Below are 17,304 nucleotides of genomic sequence, written 5' to 3'. Positions count from 1 at the left end.
TCATGGAGGCGCAGTTCCGAGCGCTCTTGTACTAACGCAGAATGAATCGCCCCGGCTTTCGTGGAGGCCGGTTGGTTTAAGTCATACCACCGCCGTGGCGGTCTGACTGGCGAGTTGCCGATAGTAGTTTGCCTCAGCTTCTGCAGGCGGGATGTAGCCGATCGGTTCGAGCAGGCGTTGGTGGTTGAACCAGGACACCCATTCGAGCGTTGCGAACTCCACCGCCTCCTTGGTCTTCCACGGTGCTCGGCGATGGATCAACTCGGCCTTGTAGAGCCCATTGATCGTCTCGGCCAGGGCGTTGTCATAGGAGTCGCCTTTGCTGCCTACTGACGGCTCGATGCCCGCCTCGCCCAGCCGTTCGGTGTACCGGATGCTGACGTATTGCGAGCCGCGATCCGAGTGGCAAATCAAGCTGCCGTCGCGCTCGGGCTGACGGTCGTACAGCGCTTGCTCCAAGGCATCGAGCACGAAGTCCGTGCGCATCGAGCTACTGACCCGCCAGCCCACAATGCGCCGGGCGAACACGTCGATCACGAAGGCCACGTAGAGCCAGCCCTGCCAGGTCGACACGTACGTGAAGTCCGAGACCCACAGCTGGTTCGGACGCTGCGCGCGGAACTGCCGGTTGACCCGGTCCAGCGGGCATGGCGCCCTGGCATCGCTGATCGTGGTCTTCACCACCTTGCCGCGCATCACGCCTCTCAGCCCCAAGCGCCGCATCAGCCGCTCGACCGTGCAGCGCGCCACCGCAGTGCCCTCGCGTGCCAGTTGCCTCCAGACCTTGTCGGCCCCATAGACCTGCATGTTGGCCTGCCAGACGCGTTGTATCGCCGTAATGAGGACATCGTCGCGGCGTGCTCGGGCGCAGCGCTTGTGCGGCTCGCGCAGCAGTGCTGCGTGTCGCCGGTAGCCCGACGGGGCAACCTGCAAGACCTTGCAGATCGGCTCGACCCCGAAGGTGGCGCGATGCTTGTCGATGAAATCCCTCAGGACTTCAGCCGGCGGTCGAGCTCCGCCTGGGCGAAAAACGCGCTCGCCAGCTTCAGGATCTCGTTGGCCCTGCGCAGCTCCTTGACCTCGCGCTCGAGTTCCTTCAACCGCTGCGCCTCGCTGGTCGTCACGCCTTCTCGCACGCCGTGGTCGATCTCGTCGCGTTTGACCCATTCGTTCAGCGTCTGCGGCACGCAGCCGATCTTCGGTGCAATCGATTCGATCGCAGCCCATAGCGACGGGTACTCCCCACGGTGCTCCTGCACCATCCTCACCGCGCGCTCACGCACCTCGGGTGAAAACTTGTTCGACTTCTTCATGGCTCAATCCTCTCAGAGTGTTGAGCCTCCACGAAATCCGGGGCGATTCATAGCCGCACCACTTGGCAGAAAAAAGCACCGTGTCGCGAGGCGGCGTGGCCGATGCTCGGGCGTCGGCTGACTTGCGCAGCTGTTCGACGTACGCGAGGGTGTCGGCAGACAAAGGACTGGCCGGCAGATTCTTGAATGTCAGCGTCTTGGAGTCGCGAGCCTGTGGTGGTGGAACATCGCTATAGATCGTTCTTCCATCAGGGCCGGTGGACTTGTAGAGCGTTGTTGCCGACCCATCAGCGGCGGACACTGCGGTTGCCCAGAAGAGCACAAATATGGACCAAAGCCGCATCCGATCCCCCTGAAGTTGATGGCCGTGAGAATAGCATCGGCCTCAATCTGCCGCGTAATAACCAAGATACGCGACCAGATGTCGAGCTAGGCAAAGTTCAGAGTTAAGTGAGACAGATGCGGAAAGATCCCGACTTAGATGAGACAAGAATTCCGCATGAGGTGAGGCAAGTTGCGCTAAGTCGTTGACTTACGAGGGCGCGGGATTCCGAGTTAAACGAACATCGACATCCGCGAGAATCAAGCTGTAAATGGGTACTAACCTATTAAAAAAAGAACAATCAACCTGACCGAGTTGTCAGGATTCCGGCGACCCTCTCTGCTAATCTGCGCAACACATTTGTTACGGGTCGTAATCATGCGTTCAGGGTTTTGCAGTTTTGTTCTGGCCGCTCTCTGTCTGGCGGGTTCTCTCGCCGAAGCCCAACCTACATCCTTGAGGGCCTGGAACACTCATCCTGACGGCTATCCGGTCACAGAGGCCATGAAGAGCTTCATCCAGGAAGTGGATACGGCCACCAAAGGAAAATACAAGATCGAGTTGTTTTCCAACGCCGTGCTGGGTGACCAGACCAAAGCGGTCGCCATGCTCAAGGCCGGCGAGATCGATGTCGCCGAGTTCAATTCGGCGCCCCTGTCCGAGGCCGCACCGGGTCTCAAGGCCTTCAATCTTCCATTCTTGTTCACCGACTCCGCCCATATGTTTCGCTACCTCGATGGTGAGACGGGGGCACGCCTGGAAGAGGCACTGAAGGCTTCGGGCTATGTGGTGCTTGGCTGGTATGACGGCGGCGCCCGCTCGTTCTACTGCGCCAACAAGCCGGTGACCAAGCGCGACGACCTGATCGGGCAAAGAGTCCGGGTGCAGCAATCCGAGGTGTACATCGAGATGGTCAAATTGTTGGGCGCCATCCCCGTGGTTGTGCCATACAAGGAAGTGCTCGATGGATTCCAGAAGGGCACCATCGACTGCGCCGAAGGCAACATGGCCTCGTACGAAGCCACCGGCCACTACAAGGCGGCCAAATACATGCTGCTGGACAGCCACATGATCTCTCCCGAAGCATTGGTTGTTTCCAGCAAGCTGTGGAACCGGCTCACCGCCGAGGAAAAGATCGTGTTCCAGAAAGCCGGAAAGAAGTCGGCGATCCTGATGCGCGAACTCTGGGAGAAACGCATCGTCGCCGCGCGTGCGGCGATGACAAAAGAGGGCGTCCAGTTTTCGAACGTGCAGGACTTTTCCCCCTACATCCGAAAGATGTCGCCGCTCTACACCAAATACATGGCAGACCCCGCAACCCGGGGCGCATTGTTCGCCATCGTCGGCAACCAGTAAGGGCTCACGGCTGTGGCCGATCGCGTGGTCGATGGCTGAATCATGTCGATCGAGTCATTCATCATCAAGGCGAGTGGTCGAACGCAGATTCAGTAGCTGGCGCGAAACCAGAATATCTATTGTCGGCGGCCGTTCGTCGGGCCATCCCACTCGCCACCGAGCGCGACGTGGAACACATCAGACTGGCAAATGGTGACTTTCATCCCAAGCAGCTTCCCGGCCCGAGCCCGGCGCCAAACATGCCTTCGAAAGGTGGATCAATGAGCGCCGATATGTTTTTCAAGAAAGTCCGCACCTACGCGGACCTCTCCAAAGAGGCAGAGCACGCTTGGGCATCGCTCCTGCGGCAGCGGCAGTACCGCAAGGAAGAGTCATTCATCGTCGCAGGCGATGTACCGACAACATTTGCGTTCGTCGTGGAAGGTTTGTTTTCGCAACACTATGTCGGCCCAGACGGCGACATGGTCATCAAGTACTTCTTTCCAGAGAGCCGCATCGCCGCGTCCGTCAGCGCGACCTTGCTAGGTCAGCCCGGCCTCTTCACGATCACTGCGATCGAGGACAGTACTGTTCTGGAGTACGAGTTTGCTGCCTTCAAGGCGCTCGTGGCCAGGTTTCCCGATGTCGCAGCCTTCTACATCCGGTATTTGGAGCGTCACTGGATCATCGAAAAGGAACCGGGTGAGATTGCCTTCCGCCACGACACGGCGATGCACCGCTATCGCGACTTCATCCGCAACGAACCGGACCTGCACAAGCGCTTGAAGCAGCACCATATCGCAGCATGGCTTGGCATTACCCCCGAAAGCCTGAGCCGTCTGCGCAAGGCCATTGCGCTAGGGGCTGGGTAGGCCTGAAGCAGCTCTTATCAAACATCAATGCTTGATGAATGGTCGGTCAGTATGGTTCCGCCAGGCAAGCACAAGGGCCTTGCCCCAACCTACGGAGACCTATCATGACCCGATCGATTTTTGTGAACCTGCCCGTGGCCGATCTGCCACGATCCAGAGCCTTCTACGAGGCCCTGGGCTTCACCAACAACCCACAGTTCAGCGACGGCACCGCCGCATGCATGGTCTGGAGCGAAAGCATCAGCGTGATGCTGCTCACTCATGCGAAGTGGCGCAGCTTCACCACTCGCCCGCTTCCGGCCGCTGGCTCGAGCGAGGTGATGCTGGCGGTCAATTGCGACAGCAAATACTCGGTAGACAGGATGAACGACGCCGCAGCAAGATGGGGTGGCACTGCCGATATCAACCCCAAGCAGGATCTAGGGTTCATGTACAACCGCAACCTGGCCGATCCTGACGGTCATGTCTGGGAAGCCCTGTGGATGGATCCGGCTGCGATGTCTTCGCTGCAATGAGCAGCGCCTGACGGGCATCTGATCTTGCCCCCGTATTTCAGGACACGGGCTATTTGCAATGTAGCGTCTGCTCGATCTGAGCAAGGCGCTGGTGGGCAGCGCGATGCTGCCTGAACTCCCTGGGTGATTTCATCTTCAATGCCGAGTGCGGATGCACCTCATTGAAGTGCTCGAAGGCTGCGGCCATCTGCGCCATCACCGTTCTCGCGTCGACAAGGTCCATGCGGCTGACGTAATCGCGCTTGAACGTGTTCACGAAGCTCTCAGCCATGCCGTTGCTCTGCGGGCTGCACACGGGCGTGTTGACCGGCTTCAAGCCCAGTTGTCGAGCGATCTGCCGGGTCTCGGCCGCGATGTACGCGCCTCCGTTGTCCGAGAGGAACTCCAAGGCGTGAGTCTCGGGGACGCCCTCGATGTCGCCGAAGCGCTTCTCCACGGCCTCGATGAGCATCTCGCGCACCGGCTCGCCCGGCAGCCCCTTACCTTCCCACGCCCGGTAAGCCAGGATCTCGCGGTCGCAGCAGTCCTTGGTGAAGGTCGCGGTCACGGTCTGCCCCGAATCACACTTGATCTCGAAGCCGTCCGAGCACCAGCGCATGTCGCTGTGCGCGACGGCCACCTTGCCCTCATGGGGCCGGCTGGACTGGCGCCGTCTCGGCGCCTTCGGTAGCAGCAATGCATGAGCCGCCATCACGCGGTAGATGCGCTTGGCGTTCACGCGCGCAGCGCCGGTGTTGGCTCGATGCCGGTTCACCAATGCGCAGGCGCGTCGGTAGCCGTAAGTCGGCAACTCGATGATTTGCGCCTTGATTTCATCGAGCAGCATGGCGTCGCTTGAGGGCGCCGTTCGTCGTGTGCGGGCATCGATCCACCCCTCGGAACGAACCTGCAGGCGATGAACATTCGAGCGCGCCAACCCCAAGGCCTGGCAGACAGCCTTCACTGGCCGTCCCCGTCCAGCAAGGGCGAGCGCGCAATCCACTTTTTTTCGGCGGCGTACTCCACAGCTTCCTTGAGGATCTCGTTCTCCAGCGTCTTCTTGCCAAGCACGCGCTGTAGCTTGGCGATCTCGGCACGAGCGGCTGCCAGTTCCGAAGCCGGCACCACAGCCTCGTCCGCCGATACAGCCGTCAGCGCCCCTTGCCGCTCCAGCTTGCGCCACTGGAACAGCAGGCTGGCGGCAACGCCTTCCTGACGTGCGACGAGCGACACGCTCATGCCAGGTTCGTAGCTTCGGCGAACCAGTGCGGCCTTCTCTGCAAGGGACCAGCGCCTGCGGCGCTGGTCCCTCATGATCACTTCGACGGTATCCGTATTCCTAGTCGTACTCACAGTCCTACTCCTATCTTTAAAGATAAGCGATAGACCGTGTCCTGTCATTCAAGGGGCCAGCTCACATCGTCCTTCGGATGCAGCTCGCGGCGGAGACTTATGCGTATCCCTGACTGCATTGGTCTCTGAAGAGGACCGGGGTCCGCCGAGACCGAAGGCCCAACCAGGCCAGCTCCTTCGGCTACGTGCCGAGCGAGCCAGGTTGTCACCGCGACGTGCAGGACGGCGTTAGCTACCACTGCCCATGTTTTCCGCCAGCCCTTTGCAGCCAGCCCTGCGGCCGCCGGCGAAACGCCGGTGTAATTCACAGCCGGGCGGCTGCACATCTAGCCCTATCAAAACAAGGCGGCGCGTTGGAGCCGCCCGGAGCCCGCGCGGCCTCGTCTTCACGCAGACGGACGTGATGCCCGCTGCGCCGAACGCCCGGCGTGCACCGTGAGCATCAGCAGGCCGCCCGCCATTGCGAAGTCAGCTGCGCACATGCAGAGATCTTCGCTTCCCGTCGCGTGCTCGCGACCTCAGGCTGCGTTGTGGAGCCTACGCGCGGTAGGCCGCCATGAAGACCCGTACGGCCTCGCGCAGAAGAGCCCTGTTTTCCCGCGAATCCGGCAACTCGAGCTTCAGCAGTCCACGGAAGTGCCCGGAGCCCAGGAACATCGACAGGAACAGGTCCGCGGCCTGAAGCGGGTTCCGCACCTTCAGCGTGCCCGCCGAGTGGGCGCGGCGCAGGTATGCAGCCAGCTCGCTTTTCGCACGCTCCGGGCCTTCCTTGTAGAACGCACGGCAGACTTCCGGCTGCGCCCCCGCGACGCCGTAGACAGAGCGCAACGCGCCCAGGGCGTCGTCCCCGCGCGCCAGTGCGAGAAACCGGTCGCCGATCGCCAGCAGCGCCTTCTCCGGCTGGTCGGGGTCCAGCGCCCCGGCGCCCGGGACGTCAGCCACCACCGTCGCCGTCCTGCCGCGCACGACTGCCTGGAACAGCCCCTCCTTGGAGCCGAAGTTGCTGTACACGGTCATCTTGGCAACACCGGCGTCCGCGGCGATGGCGTCCACGCTGGCACGCTCCAGGCCATGCTCGTTGAAGTGCCTTTGCGCCGCTTCCAGGATGCGCCGCACGCGCTCGGGATCGCGTGGCCGGCCGCGTGGGGGCTTGGGAACGGGAGCTGGGGGACGGGCCATCGGCATATTTAGTGGATTTGACAGTCCACTATAGTTCAGGCGCATTATTGGACTTGAAGTCCAGTAATTGACGGCGACCCGAGGAGCCCCATGACGCAACAGACGATCGACTCGACCTCGCAGCAGGGGTGACGGGCACCACCAGCGACGCCGCGGCGGGCGAGCCGTGAGCCGTGAGCAGCGACAGCAGTGGCCCATCAAGCATGGCGGACTGTGGAATATTAATTGGACTTGACAGTTTACTATTTGCGTATCACATTAATAGACTCATAGTCCAATAATCAATCGACCCATGACTTCCTTCTCCTGACGCAACCGCGGGCCGGCCCCGCTGCCCGTCTCGGGCGCGTAACGCCGGACGATATTTGCGCGCCAAGCCCAGCCCATCTCTTCCATCCAGAACACGGAGCCCATCATCATGAATGACGTCATCATCATCGGCGGCAGCTTTGCCGGCCTCGCCGCCGCTCTGCAGCTCGGCCGTGCCCGCCGCAAGGTCACCGTTCTCGATACCGGCCTGCCGCGCAATCGCTTCGCCGGCCATTCGCATGGCCTGCTCGGCCACGATCACAAGCCACCGCTGGACATCCTGGCCGAGGCGCGGCAGCAGCTGGCGCGTTATCCCGCGATCAAGCTGGTCAGTGCCCGGGCGGACAGCGTCTCCGGCGCCATCGACCATTTCTCCGTCCTCACAGGCGATGGCGAAAGCCTTGGGGCGCGCCGCCTGATCCTGAGCTATGGCGTCGCCGACCAGATGCCTGATGTTCCGGGCTTTGCCGAAAGCTGGGGCACGTCCATCGTGCCCTGCCCCTATTGCGACGGCTTTGAAGTCGCCGGCCAGCATTGGGGCCTCGTCTGGTCCGGCCCGCAGTCGCACAATCAGGCCAGGCTGTTCCTACATTGGACCGACAAATTGACTGTCTTCGCCGATGGTCACGATATTCCGCCCGACATCCAGGCCGATCTGGCGCGCCGCAACATACCTGTCGTCGATGGCCGGATCATCGAGATCGCCCATCACAAGGGCCACATCACCACCGTCAATCTCGCTACCCGCCGCAATATTGCAGTCGATATCCTGTTCGCCCATCCGCGCAACAAGCCGTCCGCAAGCGTCCATGAATCCCTGAACCTCGCCACGGTGGATACGCCTACCGGCATCGTCCTCAAGGTCGACGAGCGCCGCCAAACCAGCATGCCCGGCATCTACGCCGCCGGCGACCTCGCCACGCCGCTCCTGCCCTCGGTCACCCAGGCGTCATCCCAGGGCGCGATGGCGGGTATCTTCGCCCAACAATCGATGGTGGTTTGAGGGCATGGAGATTCCCTTCTCCGGTTGCCGCGGGCCATCGTCAGAAGGGCGATCCCGGCGAGGGCGCGATCCGCAAGACTTGCCGCTGATCAGGTGTGTGCGTGGCGGGTCATGCCGGACGCCAGGCCTCATCATGGAGTGATATGAGTGTGCTTGAACTGAAGGTTCCTCCCCCCATCGTGGCGCTTGTCCTGGGGCTTCTTATGTGGCTGCCGCCAGCCGCCGCGGGCCTTGTGCAGATTCCCTATCCGGCCCGCGTGCTCTGCGCCGTCGTTCTGGTGTGCGTCGGCCAAGGCATCGGCATCGCCGGAATGGTTGCGTTTCGGCGCGCCAGGACCACCGTGAACCCGATCAAGGCAAGCTTGGCGTCCTCGTTGGTCATCCGAGGCGTGTACCGCTATACGCGCAACCCCATGTATGTCGGGCTCTTGCTGACCCTGTTGGCGTGGGCAGTGTTTCTGGCGAATCCGCTTGCTGTCCTGTGGGTTGTCGTATACGTGCTCTACATCACGCGGTTCCAGATCATTCCGGAAGAACGCGTTTTGGCGTCTCTATTTGGGGCGGAGTACGAGGCTTACAAAGGCAGGGTACGCAGATGGGTATGAGGCCTGGCCGAATCGCCCCGGCTTCCATCGAGGCCGGTTGGTTTAAGTCAGGTTGCGATCTGACTGGCGAGTTGCCCTTCACAGCCAAGGCCGTCGCTTCCGAGCACGGCGCTGCGTCGGGAGTTAAACGTCAACGACTATGGCCGACCAGGCACCTGCGGTGCGCCAGCGCGCACCCGACGCCCACGCCGGAATTCTGCCGCGAGTCGATCGGTTGCGCGTGTGCTCGACACGGCTCGATAGCCATGGGGCACCACCAGAACATCGCTGGTGCTATGGCGGAGCACGCCCTTGGCAACGCTTTCGAAAAGAAAGTCCACCGCCGCCGATGAAGGATGCTTGCCGACAACGATGAGATCGGCCCCGCTGCGCTGCTGCTGCACAGCCACCTGCCTGGCCGGGCTTCCGTGCCTGATGGCGGACAGCACACGATTGCGGCGCGCATCATAGGAGTCTGTCAGCCAGAACATGCGGTCTTGTGCGTACCTTTGGCACTCCTCGCGGTACGCCTTGATAGCCTGTTCAGAAACCTCTGCATAGCGTAGCTTGCCCTCATTCGCCGTGCTGATCGCGTGGAACAACTCTACTTGCGCGTCCTTGCTGAGCGCAAATCCGAGCTCGATCAAGCCGCGCGATGCTTCAGAGAAGTCGACAGCCACGAGCATGCTGCGATAAGGCCCGTTGGCCGGTTCCCGCACGACGAGAACCGGCCGCGGGCACTTCCGAAGCATGCCTTCCATCGGCTGACCTCGAAAGAGTGACCGGATTCCTCCGGCCGGCGCGGTGCCCCAGACCAGGAGGTCGGCGCAGCGGGCCGCCGGGAGGATGTCCTCAAGGGTGAACGCGATCTGGTTCACCGAGTGCACGCGGATGCCATGACGCTGACCGAGCTGCAGCGCATGGTGCGCGAGCCGGCATCCGGCATTGGGCGGCGGAGGCTCACCAGGGTATGCCAGGTAGATGAGCTTGAGCGGCGCACCGTGCTCTGCGCACAGCTGTGCTGCACGAGAGAGGGCGTTGTCGCCATGCGCGGAAAAATCGGTGACGGCAAGGATGGAACGTGGGGTCACGGCAGAACTACTTTCGAAATGGCGCGCGCCACGCTTCCGGCGCCAAGCAGGAGCCAGGGAGCTGCGCAATGAAGAGGAGGCTCGAGTGCGAACCGGGGGAATGGGTTTGCTCAACTCCGCTGAGCAGTTGCCCCGTCTATCTCTGGTAGTCGCCAGCGGCCTCGGGCTGGAAGAGGATGGCCGCGACTTCAGCAGCGCAGCTGTCGCCATTCGGCGTCAGCCATTTCGCGACCTCCCCGACCTTCAGGCCCAGCAGGCTGCTGCCAACTGGAGAGAGCACTGAAATAAAACCAGCCGCGGCTTCGGCATCGGCCGGATAGCAGATCGTGAGCGTTTGACGCCGCGCGGTGTGTAGGTCGACGAGTTCCACCCGCGAGTACATCGTCACGACGTCGGATGGCACTGCGCGCGAGCTTGTCACTTCGGCGATCGCCAACAGGTCGGCCAGGCTTGGGGGAGGCTCGCGCCCGAGCAATTTGCTCAGGCGGGCGAAGTCAAGGTCGGTGAGCATGCGCTCGCCGTGAATCGTTGCATGCATTGACGCACTCCATCGAAATGCGAGCGTCGTCCGATGGGACGGCGATCGCTACCGCGCGAGATTTTGTGCCCGGCGGTGGATGGTTGCGCTGAAAGGGGAGAGAGCGGACCGCCGGGCTTAGGAATGTGCGGGCGTCAGCTGACGACGCACCTTCTTTGCGGCAGCACGGGCAGAGGTCGCTGCGAGAAGCAGCGCAGCCAAAGCAACGTGGATGCAAACAACGGTGGCGGTCATGCGGGAGAGTGTAGGCCGCGGGGCGCCGCCGTAGTTGTTGCGCAGGCAATGGCCTCACACCTCTTGCCAGATTAAGCCGCTGGACAATCTGCACCGGAAAGCTCGCGCAACTCGATGGCGCGCCGCAATCACAACTGGTCCGTCGGCACGAACCACGAGAACAGCAACAGCTGCAGGCGCGTGAGCAGGCTGGAGTCGGGCTCGCTGTCGAGCACCTCGTTGTCCACGTCGCCGGTGCCGATCCACTGCACGTTCTTGCCATCGGGCATGAGCACCACCCGGTACACGCCCTCGATGTCGTCGAGCTGATAGGCGTACAGCAGCGCCTGGCTCAATTCGAAACTGCGCACGCGCACGCCGAACTCGGTGTTCAGCAGCGCCGAGCGGGGATCGAGGTTCATGGAACCGAGCAACACCCATTCCCGGTCGACCAAGGCGAGCTTGGCGTGAAGGCGCCCGCGCGCTTTCTTGAGCAGCGTCCGGAACTGGCGGTTGCGCTTGAGCTGCTCGGTGCTGACCTCGTACAGGTTCACGCCGAGCTTCAGCATGTCGACGCGATAGCGGTTGTAGTTGATGTTGACCAGCGGCTCGTCGCTGTCCGCCAGCGAATTGGTGATGACGCTGATGCGCACGCCGCGCGCCCGTCCCTCACGGATGCGCGCCATGCCTTCCTCGCCGGGAATGAAGTAGGGCGAGATCACCACCACGTCCGAGCGCGCGCTCGCCGTCATTTCGTGGAACCGCGCCGCGAGCGATTCAGTTGGTGACGCGAGCGTGCCGAGTGCCTTGTGCGGGCTGTCGGCCGCGGCATGGGCGTCGGCGCGCATCCATCTCACCCGCCCGATGTCGGCCAGCTGGGCGCCGAGGGGTGGGTCGCCCAGCAGGTCCGTGCCGGAGAGGGGGGCGGGCGGCGGCGCGTGGGCCGGTGAGGTCGCGGCTTCGAATTCGGATTTCAGCGCTTCTGCGGTGCCGCTGGCGCCGGCAATCCGCTGGAGCGGGTAGACCACATCGCTGTTCCAGTAGGTGTCGAAGATGCGTGCCGCTTCCGGAACCACGGGCCCGGCCATGATCAATTCGAAATCGATGAAGTTGTCGCCTTCGCTGCGCAGGAAATACTCGTCGGCCAGGTTGCGCCCGCCGGCAATCGCCATGGCGCCATCGGCCACGAAGAGCTTGTTGTGCATGCGGTGGTTGAGCCGGCGGAAATCGCCGAAGAATTCCAGCCAGCGCGTGGCCGAGTGGTCGCGGGCGTTCACGAAGGGGTTGAACAGGCGGATCTCGGCATTGGGTTCCGCGGCAAGGCCGAGCAGCAGGCGGTCCATGCCGGCGGTGTAGAAGTCGTCCAGCAGCAAGCGCACCCGCACGCCCCGCCGCGCAGCATCGCGCAGTTCGCGCAACAGCAGCAGGCCCGTCTTGTCGTTGCCGAGCTGGTAGGTCTGCACGTCGAGGGAGGCTTGCGCGCGCCGCATCAGCTCGAAGCGGGCATCCAGCGCAAAGGAGGCCTCGACCAGCGGCCGGACGCTGGACAGCCCGTCTTGCGCGGCGTCCAGGCTCGCCGCGGCGCGGCCGAGCGTCGTGGCGGGAGTTGCGGCAATCGACAGTGTCGGCGGCTCGGGCGCGCGCGGGGGAAGACCGGCGCAGCCCCCGAGGACAAGGGCAACTCCAAGGCCAGATCCCAGGGCCATCAGCCGCAGAGCCGGACCGCACAGCGCGGGAAATGAAGAGGCAATGAGCTTGAGCATGAGACCTGCCAACACACAGGACGCACAGGATGTGCGGCCGGGGATCGTAGCCGCTTCGCGCTATACCACGGGTGCCTCCGCTGTTTGAACGCCCCTTGCCGCTCCCGGGAAATTGAAACAAATGAGACTTTATAACTATTAGAATGCGAATCGTTCTTAATAATGTTTCGGAGCGGGGCAGGAATGATGAGGTTTTTGGCGGGGCGCAACGTCGCATCGGTGCTGGCAGGCTGCGCGGCAATTTGCGTGCATCACCAGGTTCTGGCCCAGACCACTGCGCCTGGCGCGTTGCCGGAAATCCGGGTCGATGCAAGTGCCGAGACCGAGACCGCGACTTCACCGGTGATCGGTTATCGCGCGAGAAACGCCGCAACCGCGACCAAGACCGATACGCCGCTGTCGGAAACGCCCCAATCGGTGACCGTGGTCACGCGTGACCAGATCGTCGACCAGGGCGCGAACAATCTCCAGGACGCGCTCAACTATGCCGCCGGCGTGCGCTCCGATGCCTATGGCCTCGATTCGCGAACCGATTCCGTGCGCGTGCGGGGCGCCACGCCCGACATCTACCTCGACGGCCTGCGCCAGTCTTACGGCTACTACACGAGCACCACGCGCACCGAGCCCTATACGCTGGAGCGCCTCGAAGTGCTGCGCGGTCCCTCGGGCATGCTGTTCGGCGCGGGCACGGCCGCGGGCGTGGTCAACATGGTCAGCAAGCGGCCTTTGCAGGAGGCGCAGCGCGAAGTAGGCGTGCAGTTCGGCAGCTTCGGCCGCAAGCAGATCCAGGCCGACCTGACCGGTCCGCTGAATGCGGACGGCAGCCTGTCGTACCGGTTGATCGCCCTGCAGCGCAAGTCGGACACGCAGGTCGACTACGTGCCCGACGATCGCAGCGTGATTGCGCCGTCGTTGACTTGGCGCCCCAGCACGGCGACCTCGCTCACGTTGCAAGGCCTGTGGCAAAAGGACAAGAGCGGCAGCAGCTCGCAGTTTCTCCCGTGGGAGGGCACGTTGCTGCCGAACCCGAACGGGCGCGTTCCCTCCAGCCGCTTCATCGGCGAGCCCGGTTTCGACTACTACGACAGCGAGCGCAAGACCTTCGGCTGGCAGTTCGAGCACAAGTTCAACGACAACTGGACCGTGCGGCAGAACTTCCGTTATGCGCAAAACGAAAACGACAACCGCTACCACTATGGCGCGGCGTTCAGCGGGGCGGAAAGCTGGGACGCGACCGACCCCATCTTCAAGCGCGTGCTGGGCCGCTACTACGACAGCTACCTGACGCGCAACCGCACGCAGACGCTCGACAACCATGTCGAAGGGCACTTCCAGACCGGCGCCCTCAAGCACACGCTGCTCGTGGGCGCGGACTTCGCGCGCCAGCGCGAAAACGTCTGGGGCGGAACCACGTTCGACACCATCGACGTCTATGCGCCTGTCTATGGGCATGTCGACGTGCCCGAGCGCACCGCGCTGCCGCGCACCCGCCAACGCCAGAACGGCTTCTACCTGCAGGATCAGATCAAGCTCGACAACTGGATCTTCGTGGCGGGCCTGCGCCACGACAAGGCCGTGTCGAGTGCCGCGGGCAGCGACGCCGAGAAGAGCAGCGCAACGACCAAGCGCTTCGGTGTGATGTACGCCATGCCTTCGGGCTGGTCTCCGTACCTGAGCTACAGCGAGTCGTTCACGCCGCAGTCGCCGCGCAACGGACAGCTCTTCACGCCCTTGCGCGGCGAGCAGTGGGAAGCCGGCGTCAAGTACGAGCCGAAGGATCGCGCACTGGCGTTCAGCGCCGCGGTCTACGACCTGCGCGAGAAGAACCAGATCACTTCGCCGTCGATGAATGTGTACACGCAAGTCGGCAAGACCAAGACCCAGGGCCTCGAACTCGAAGCGAAGGGCTCGATCGGCTCCAATCTCGATCTGGTCGCGCACTACAACTACACCGATGCCGACGGACTGATCGAAGGCCTGCCGAAGCACCAGGCGAGCGTCTGGGCCAAGTACCGCTTTTCGATCGGCGGCCTTAGCGGGTTCTCGGCCGGCGCGGGCGTGCGCATGATGAGTTCGTTCCGCGATCTGCAATCCGGCACGGGCCCGCGGATTCCGGGCGTCACGCTGCTCGATGCGGTATTCGCCTATGAAAATACCAGCTGGCGCTATGCGCTCAACATCAACAACCTGGCCGACAAGACTTACTTCAGTACCTGTCTTTCACGCGGCGACTGCTGGTACGGCTCGCGCCGCAGCGTGGTGGCAAGCGCAACCTATCGCTTTTGATATTCCTCTTTCGACGGGAGCAGTGACGACATGATGAACAGCCGGAAGATCAAGACCTGGGCCTGGGTGCACAAGTGGAGCAGCCTTGTGTGCACCGTGTTCATGCTGCTGCTGTGCATCACCGGCCTGCCGCTGATCTTTCATCACGAGATCGGCCATCTGCTGGGCACCGAAGTCGAGGCGCCCAAAATGCCCGCGGACACGCCCCGCGTGAGCCTGGACCGCGTGCTCGAAACGGCGCGCTCGAAGCATCCCGACCGCGTGGTGCAGTTCGTCTCGCAGCCCGAGGACGACGACGGCCTGTGGCTCGTCACGCTCACGCCGACGCCCGAACCCACGGAGGACTTCAAGTCGGTCGCCATCGATGCGCGCACCGGCGTCGTGCTGGCGCAGCCGAAGTTCGACGAAGGCTTCATGTACGTGATGTTCAAGCTGCACGTCGACCTGTTCGCCGGGCTCGCGGGCAAGCTCTTTCTGGGCTTCATGGGCTTGCTGCTGCTGGTGGCCATCGTCTCGGGCGTGGTGCTTTATTCGCCGTTCATGCGCAAGCTCGACTTTGGCACCGTGCGGCGGGAAAAGCGTCCGCGCCTCAAGTGGCTCGACCTGCACAACCTGCTGGGCATCGTCACGCTGGTGTGGCTGTTCGTGGTGGGCTCCACCGGCATGATCAACACGTGGGCCGACCTGATCATCAAATACTGGCAGTACGACCAGCTCAGCACGCTGCTTGCGCCCTACAAGAACGAGCCGATCGTGCCCGCGGCCGAGCGCGCATCGGTGCAGCGCTCGATGGAGGTCGCGCTGAAGCAGGCGCCCGACATGAAGCTGTCCTTCATCGCGTTTCCGGGGACCTCGTTCTCGAGCCCGCACCACACCACCTTCTTCCTGCGCGGCAACGAGCCCTTCACCTCGAAGTTGCTGAAGCCGGTGCTGGTCGATGCCAAGACCGCCCAGGTGACGGCCTCGCCGGAGATGCCCTGGTACCTGACGGGACTGCTCGTGTCGCAGCCGCTGCACTTCGGAGATTACGGCGGCATGCCGATGCAGATCATCTGGGCGCTGCTCGACATCGCGACCATCATCGTGCTGGGCAGTGGGCTCTACCTGTGGCTCAAGCGCGGCAAAACCGTGCCTGCGCCTTCCCCGGTGCCGGCGAGCCCGGCATCCAGATCCGGGCCGCAGCACGGCGGACAGCAACCTGAACCGGCGCCTGCCATGAAGGTGCAGGCATGAAGCCGCGGCACAGCTTCTGGCACATGTGGGGCTGGCCAATCGTGCTCGGCGTGCTGACCACCCTCGGCCTGATCTCGGCGCTTTTCAGCGACGGCGGGGTGGGGGACGTGCTGGCCTGGTTCGCACTCGGCATTCCCGTTGCCGTGTGCGCCTGGTACGGCTGGCGCCGGGCCTGAGCGGCGCGTACCGCTTCCGACCCGCCGCCAACCGGGTTTCTCCTGCTTACTTGAGGCCGGCTGCCGCGCGCAGGGCGGCCGCTTGCGTGGTCGCTTCCCACGTGAACTCGGGCTCTTCGCGGCCGAAGTGGCCGTAGGCGGCGGTCTTCTGGTAGATGGGGCGCAGCAGGTCGAGCATCTGGATGATGCCCTTCGGACGCAGGTCGAAGAACTCGCGCACGAGTTCGGCGATCTTGTCGTCGGGGATCACGCCGGTGCCTTCGGTGTAGACCGTGATGTTCATCGGCTGTGCCACGCCGATGGCGTAAGCCACCTGGATCTGGCACTGGCGCGCCAGGCCCGCGGCCACGATGTTCTTGGCCACGTAGCGCGCGGCGTAGGCGGCCGAGCGGTCGACCTTCGACGGGTCCTTGCCCGAGAACGCGCCGCCGCCGTGCGGGCAGGCGCCGCCGTAGGTGTCGACGATGATCTTGCGGCCCGTGAGGCCGCAATCGCCCTGCGGTCCGCCGATAACGAAGCGGCCGGTCGGGTTGATCAGGTAGCGCGTGTTCTGCAGCCATTCCTTCGGCAGCACGGGCTTGATGATCTCCTCGATGATGGCTTCGTTGAACGAGGTCTTCATCTTGGTCGGCGTTTCGCTCTGGTCGGGGCTGTGCTGCGTGGAGAGCACCACGGTGTCGATGCTGTGGGGCTTGCCGTCGACATAGCGCATCGTCACCTGGCTCTTGGCGTCGGGGCGCAGGAAGGGCAGGCGGCCGTCCTTGCGCAGCTGGGCCTGGCGCTCGACGAGGCGGTGCGCGTAGTAGATGGGCGCCGGCATCAGCTCGGGCGTTTCGTCGCAGGCGTAGCCGAACATCAGGCCCTGGTCGCCGGCGCCGGTGTTCAGGTGGTCGTCGCTGGCGTGGTCCACGCCCTGGGCGATGTCGTTGGACTGCTTGTCGTAGCAGACCATCACGGCGCAGCCCTTGTAGTCGATGCCGTAGTCGGTGTTGTCGTAGCCGATGCGCTTGATGGTGTCTCGCGCGACCTGGATGTAGTCGACGTGCGCGTTGGTCGTGATTTCGCCGGCGAGCACCACGAGGCCGGTGTTCGTCAACGTTTCGGCGGCCACGCGGCTGCGAGGATCCTGCTCGAAGATCGCGTCCAGGATGGCGTCCGAGATCTGGTCGGCGACCTTGTCGGGGTGGCCTTCGGAAACCGATTCGGAGGTGAAGAGGAAGTCGTTCGCCATTTTGTTCAA

16 protein-coding genes and 1 other annotated feature are annotated in these 17,304 nt (G+C 63.2%); of the genes, 8 read left to right on the top strand and 8 right to left on the bottom strand.

Features of this window, described 5'->3' with window-relative positions; genetic code table 11:
* Positions 1-81: 81 nt before the first annotated feature.
* A protein-coding gene (locus tag QFZ42_RS19615; RefSeq protein WP_307701677.1) for an IS3 family transposase occupies positions 82-1,313 on the bottom strand; the annotation gives its coding sequence in 2 pieces (ribosomal slippage) (positions 82-1,025 and positions 1,025-1,313; 1,233 coding nt in all).
* Positions 919-1,035 (bottom strand) — a sequence feature (AL1L pseudoknot). Its footprint overlaps the gene before it by 117 nt.
* The gene (locus tag QFZ42_RS19610) at positions 1,276-1,656 is read right to left on the bottom strand and encodes a DUF4124 domain-containing protein (RefSeq protein ID WP_373423352.1); all 381 of its coding nucleotides are present in this window, start codon (positions 1,654-1,656) and stop codon (positions 1,276-1,278) included. Before QFZ42_RS19610 ends, QFZ42_RS19615 begins: the two co-directional genes overlap by 38 nt.
* Before the next feature lie 384 nt (positions 1,657-2,040).
* Here QFZ42_RS19610 and QFZ42_RS19605 point away from each other — a divergent pair, with 384 nt between their 5' ends.
* From QFZ42_RS19605 to QFZ42_RS19595, 3 genes are all read left to right on the top strand, one after another.
* Positions 2,041-2,991, top strand: a complete 951-nt coding sequence (locus QFZ42_RS19605; RefSeq protein WP_373423398.1) for a TRAP transporter substrate-binding protein — start codon at positions 2,041-2,043, stop codon at positions 2,989-2,991.
* Between the two features lie 260 nt (positions 2,992-3,251).
* Entirely contained in the window at positions 3,252-3,842 is a 591-nt protein-coding gene (locus QFZ42_RS19600) for a Crp/Fnr family transcriptional regulator (RefSeq protein ID WP_307702560.1), read from the top strand.
* A 104-nt stretch (positions 3,843-3,946) separates the two neighbouring features.
* Complete coding sequence (locus QFZ42_RS19595) at positions 3,947-4,357, top strand: VOC family protein (protein ID WP_307702559.1); 411 nt, start codon at positions 3,947-3,949, stop codon at positions 4,355-4,357.
* A 49-nt stretch (positions 4,358-4,406) separates the two neighbouring features.
* On the opposite strand, the gene QFZ42_RS19590 is transcribed toward QFZ42_RS19595, so the two are convergent.
* Together QFZ42_RS19590 and QFZ42_RS19585 are read right to left on the bottom strand one after the other, a co-directional pair.
* Positions 4,407-5,650, bottom strand: a protein-coding gene (locus tag QFZ42_RS19590; RefSeq protein ID WP_307702558.1) for an IS3 family transposase whose coding sequence is annotated in 2 segments (ribosomal slippage) — positions 4,407-5,353 and positions 5,353-5,650 — 1,245 coding nt in all. Because the reading frame shifts where the segments join, the coding sequence is not laid out codon by codon here.
* 576 nt (positions 5,651-6,226) lie between these two features.
* Positions 6,227-6,805 carry a TetR/AcrR family transcriptional regulator gene (locus tag QFZ42_RS19585; RefSeq protein WP_307702557.1) on the bottom strand — a complete coding sequence of 193 codons (579 nt, stop codon included), beginning with the start codon at positions 6,803-6,805 and terminating at the stop codon, positions 6,227-6,229.
* Positions 6,806-7,286: 481 nt separating this feature from the next.
* On the opposite strand from QFZ42_RS19585, the gene QFZ42_RS19580 reads away from it, so the two are divergent.
* A complete protein-coding gene (locus tag QFZ42_RS19580; protein WP_307702556.1) occupies positions 7,287-8,180 on the top strand; it encodes an NAD(P)/FAD-dependent oxidoreductase in 894 nt (297 codons plus the stop codon).
* Between the two features lie 143 nt (positions 8,181-8,323).
* Entirely contained in the window at positions 8,324-8,785 is a 462-nt protein-coding gene (locus QFZ42_RS19575; protein WP_307702555.1) for a methyltransferase family protein, read from the top strand.
* Positions 8,786-8,922: 137 nt separating this feature from the next.
* On the opposite strand, the gene QFZ42_RS19570 is transcribed toward QFZ42_RS19575, so the two are convergent.
* From QFZ42_RS19570 to QFZ42_RS19560, 3 genes are all read right to left on the bottom strand, one after another.
* Positions 8,923-9,855 carry a universal stress protein gene (locus tag QFZ42_RS19570; RefSeq protein WP_307702554.1) on the bottom strand — a complete coding sequence of 311 codons (933 nt, stop codon included), beginning with the start codon at positions 9,853-9,855 and terminating at the stop codon, positions 8,923-8,925.
* A 136-nt stretch (positions 9,856-9,991) separates the two neighbouring features.
* Entirely contained in the window at positions 9,992-10,393 is a 402-nt protein-coding gene (locus QFZ42_RS19565; RefSeq protein ID WP_307702553.1) for a GreA/GreB family elongation factor, read from the bottom strand.
* A 362-nt stretch (positions 10,394-10,755) separates the two neighbouring features.
* Entirely contained in the window at positions 10,756-12,369 is a 1,614-nt protein-coding gene (locus tag QFZ42_RS19560; protein WP_307702552.1) for a phospholipase D family protein, read from the bottom strand.
* A 183-nt stretch (positions 12,370-12,552) separates the two neighbouring features.
* On the opposite strand from QFZ42_RS19560, the gene QFZ42_RS19555 reads away from it, so the two are divergent.
* From QFZ42_RS19555 to QFZ42_RS19545, 3 genes are read left to right on the top strand one after another with little or no spacing between them, the layout of a single operon-like run.
* Complete coding sequence (locus QFZ42_RS19555) at positions 12,553-14,655, top strand: TonB-dependent siderophore receptor (RefSeq protein WP_307702551.1); 2,103 nt, start codon at positions 12,553-12,555, stop codon at positions 14,653-14,655.
* A gap of 33 nt (positions 14,656-14,688) precedes the next feature.
* Positions 14,689-15,888, top strand: coding sequence for a PepSY-associated TM helix domain-containing protein (locus tag QFZ42_RS19550; protein WP_307704271.1), 1,200 nt, complete (start codon positions 14,689-14,691; stop codon positions 15,886-15,888).
* Positions 15,885-16,064 carry a hypothetical protein gene (locus QFZ42_RS19545; protein WP_307702550.1) on the top strand — a complete coding sequence of 60 codons (180 nt, stop codon included), beginning with the start codon at positions 15,885-15,887 and terminating at the stop codon, positions 16,062-16,064. Before QFZ42_RS19550 ends, QFZ42_RS19545 begins: the two co-directional genes overlap by 4 nt.
* A gap of 46 nt (positions 16,065-16,110) precedes the next feature.
* Here QFZ42_RS19545 and metK read toward each other — a convergent pair whose 3' ends face one another.
* Entirely contained in the window at positions 16,111-17,295 is a 1,185-nt protein-coding gene (gene metK / locus QFZ42_RS19540) for a methionine adenosyltransferase (RefSeq protein ID WP_307702549.1), read from the bottom strand.
* Positions 17,296-17,304: the final 9 nt, after the last annotated feature.

This window comes from Variovorax paradoxus, from assembly GCF_030815855.1.
GTDB classification, from domain to species: Bacteria; Pseudomonadota; Gammaproteobacteria; order Burkholderiales; family Burkholderiaceae_C; genus Variovorax; species Variovorax paradoxus_M.
This window is presented reverse-complemented; position numbering and strand designations above follow the sequence as displayed.

Excerpts from the sequence above, each read along its gene's own strand:
- QFZ42_RS19580 (WP_307702556.1), top strand. The coding sequence starts at position 7,287 with ATGAATGACGTCATCATCATCGGCGGCAGCTTTGCCGGCCTCGCCGCC.
- QFZ42_RS19545 (WP_307702550.1), top strand. The coding sequence starts at position 15,885 with ATGAAGCCGCGGCACAGCTTCTGGCACATGTGGGGCTGGCCAATCGTG.
- QFZ42_RS19565 (WP_307702553.1), bottom strand. The coding sequence starts at position 10,393 with ATGCATGCAACGATTCACGGCGAGCGCATGCTCACCGACCTTGACTTC.
- QFZ42_RS19595 (WP_307702559.1), top strand. The coding sequence starts at position 3,947 with ATGACCCGATCGATTTTTGTGAACCTGCCCGTGGCCGATCTGCCACGA.
- QFZ42_RS19600 (WP_307702560.1), top strand. The coding sequence starts at position 3,252 with ATGAGCGCCGATATGTTTTTCAAGAAAGTCCGCACCTACGCGGACCTC.
- QFZ42_RS19550 (WP_307704271.1), top strand. The coding sequence starts at position 14,689 with ATGAACAGCCGGAAGATCAAGACCTGGGCCTGGGTGCACAAGTGGAGC.
- metK (WP_307702549.1), bottom strand. The coding sequence starts at position 17,295 with ATGGCGAACGACTTCCTCTTCACCTCCGAATCGGTTTCCGAAGGCCAC.
- QFZ42_RS19560 (WP_307702552.1), bottom strand. The coding sequence starts at position 12,369 with ATGCTCAAGCTCATTGCCTCTTCATTTCCCGCGCTGTGCGGTCCGGCT.
- QFZ42_RS19555 (WP_307702551.1), top strand. The coding sequence starts at position 12,553 with ATGATGAGGTTTTTGGCGGGGCGCAACGTCGCATCGGTGCTGGCAGGC.
- QFZ42_RS19575 (WP_307702555.1), top strand. The coding sequence starts at position 8,324 with ATGAGTGTGCTTGAACTGAAGGTTCCTCCCCCCATCGTGGCGCTTGTC.
- QFZ42_RS19610 (WP_373423352.1), bottom strand. The coding sequence starts at position 1,656 with ATGCGGCTTTGGTCCATATTTGTGCTCTTCTGGGCAACCGCAGTGTCC.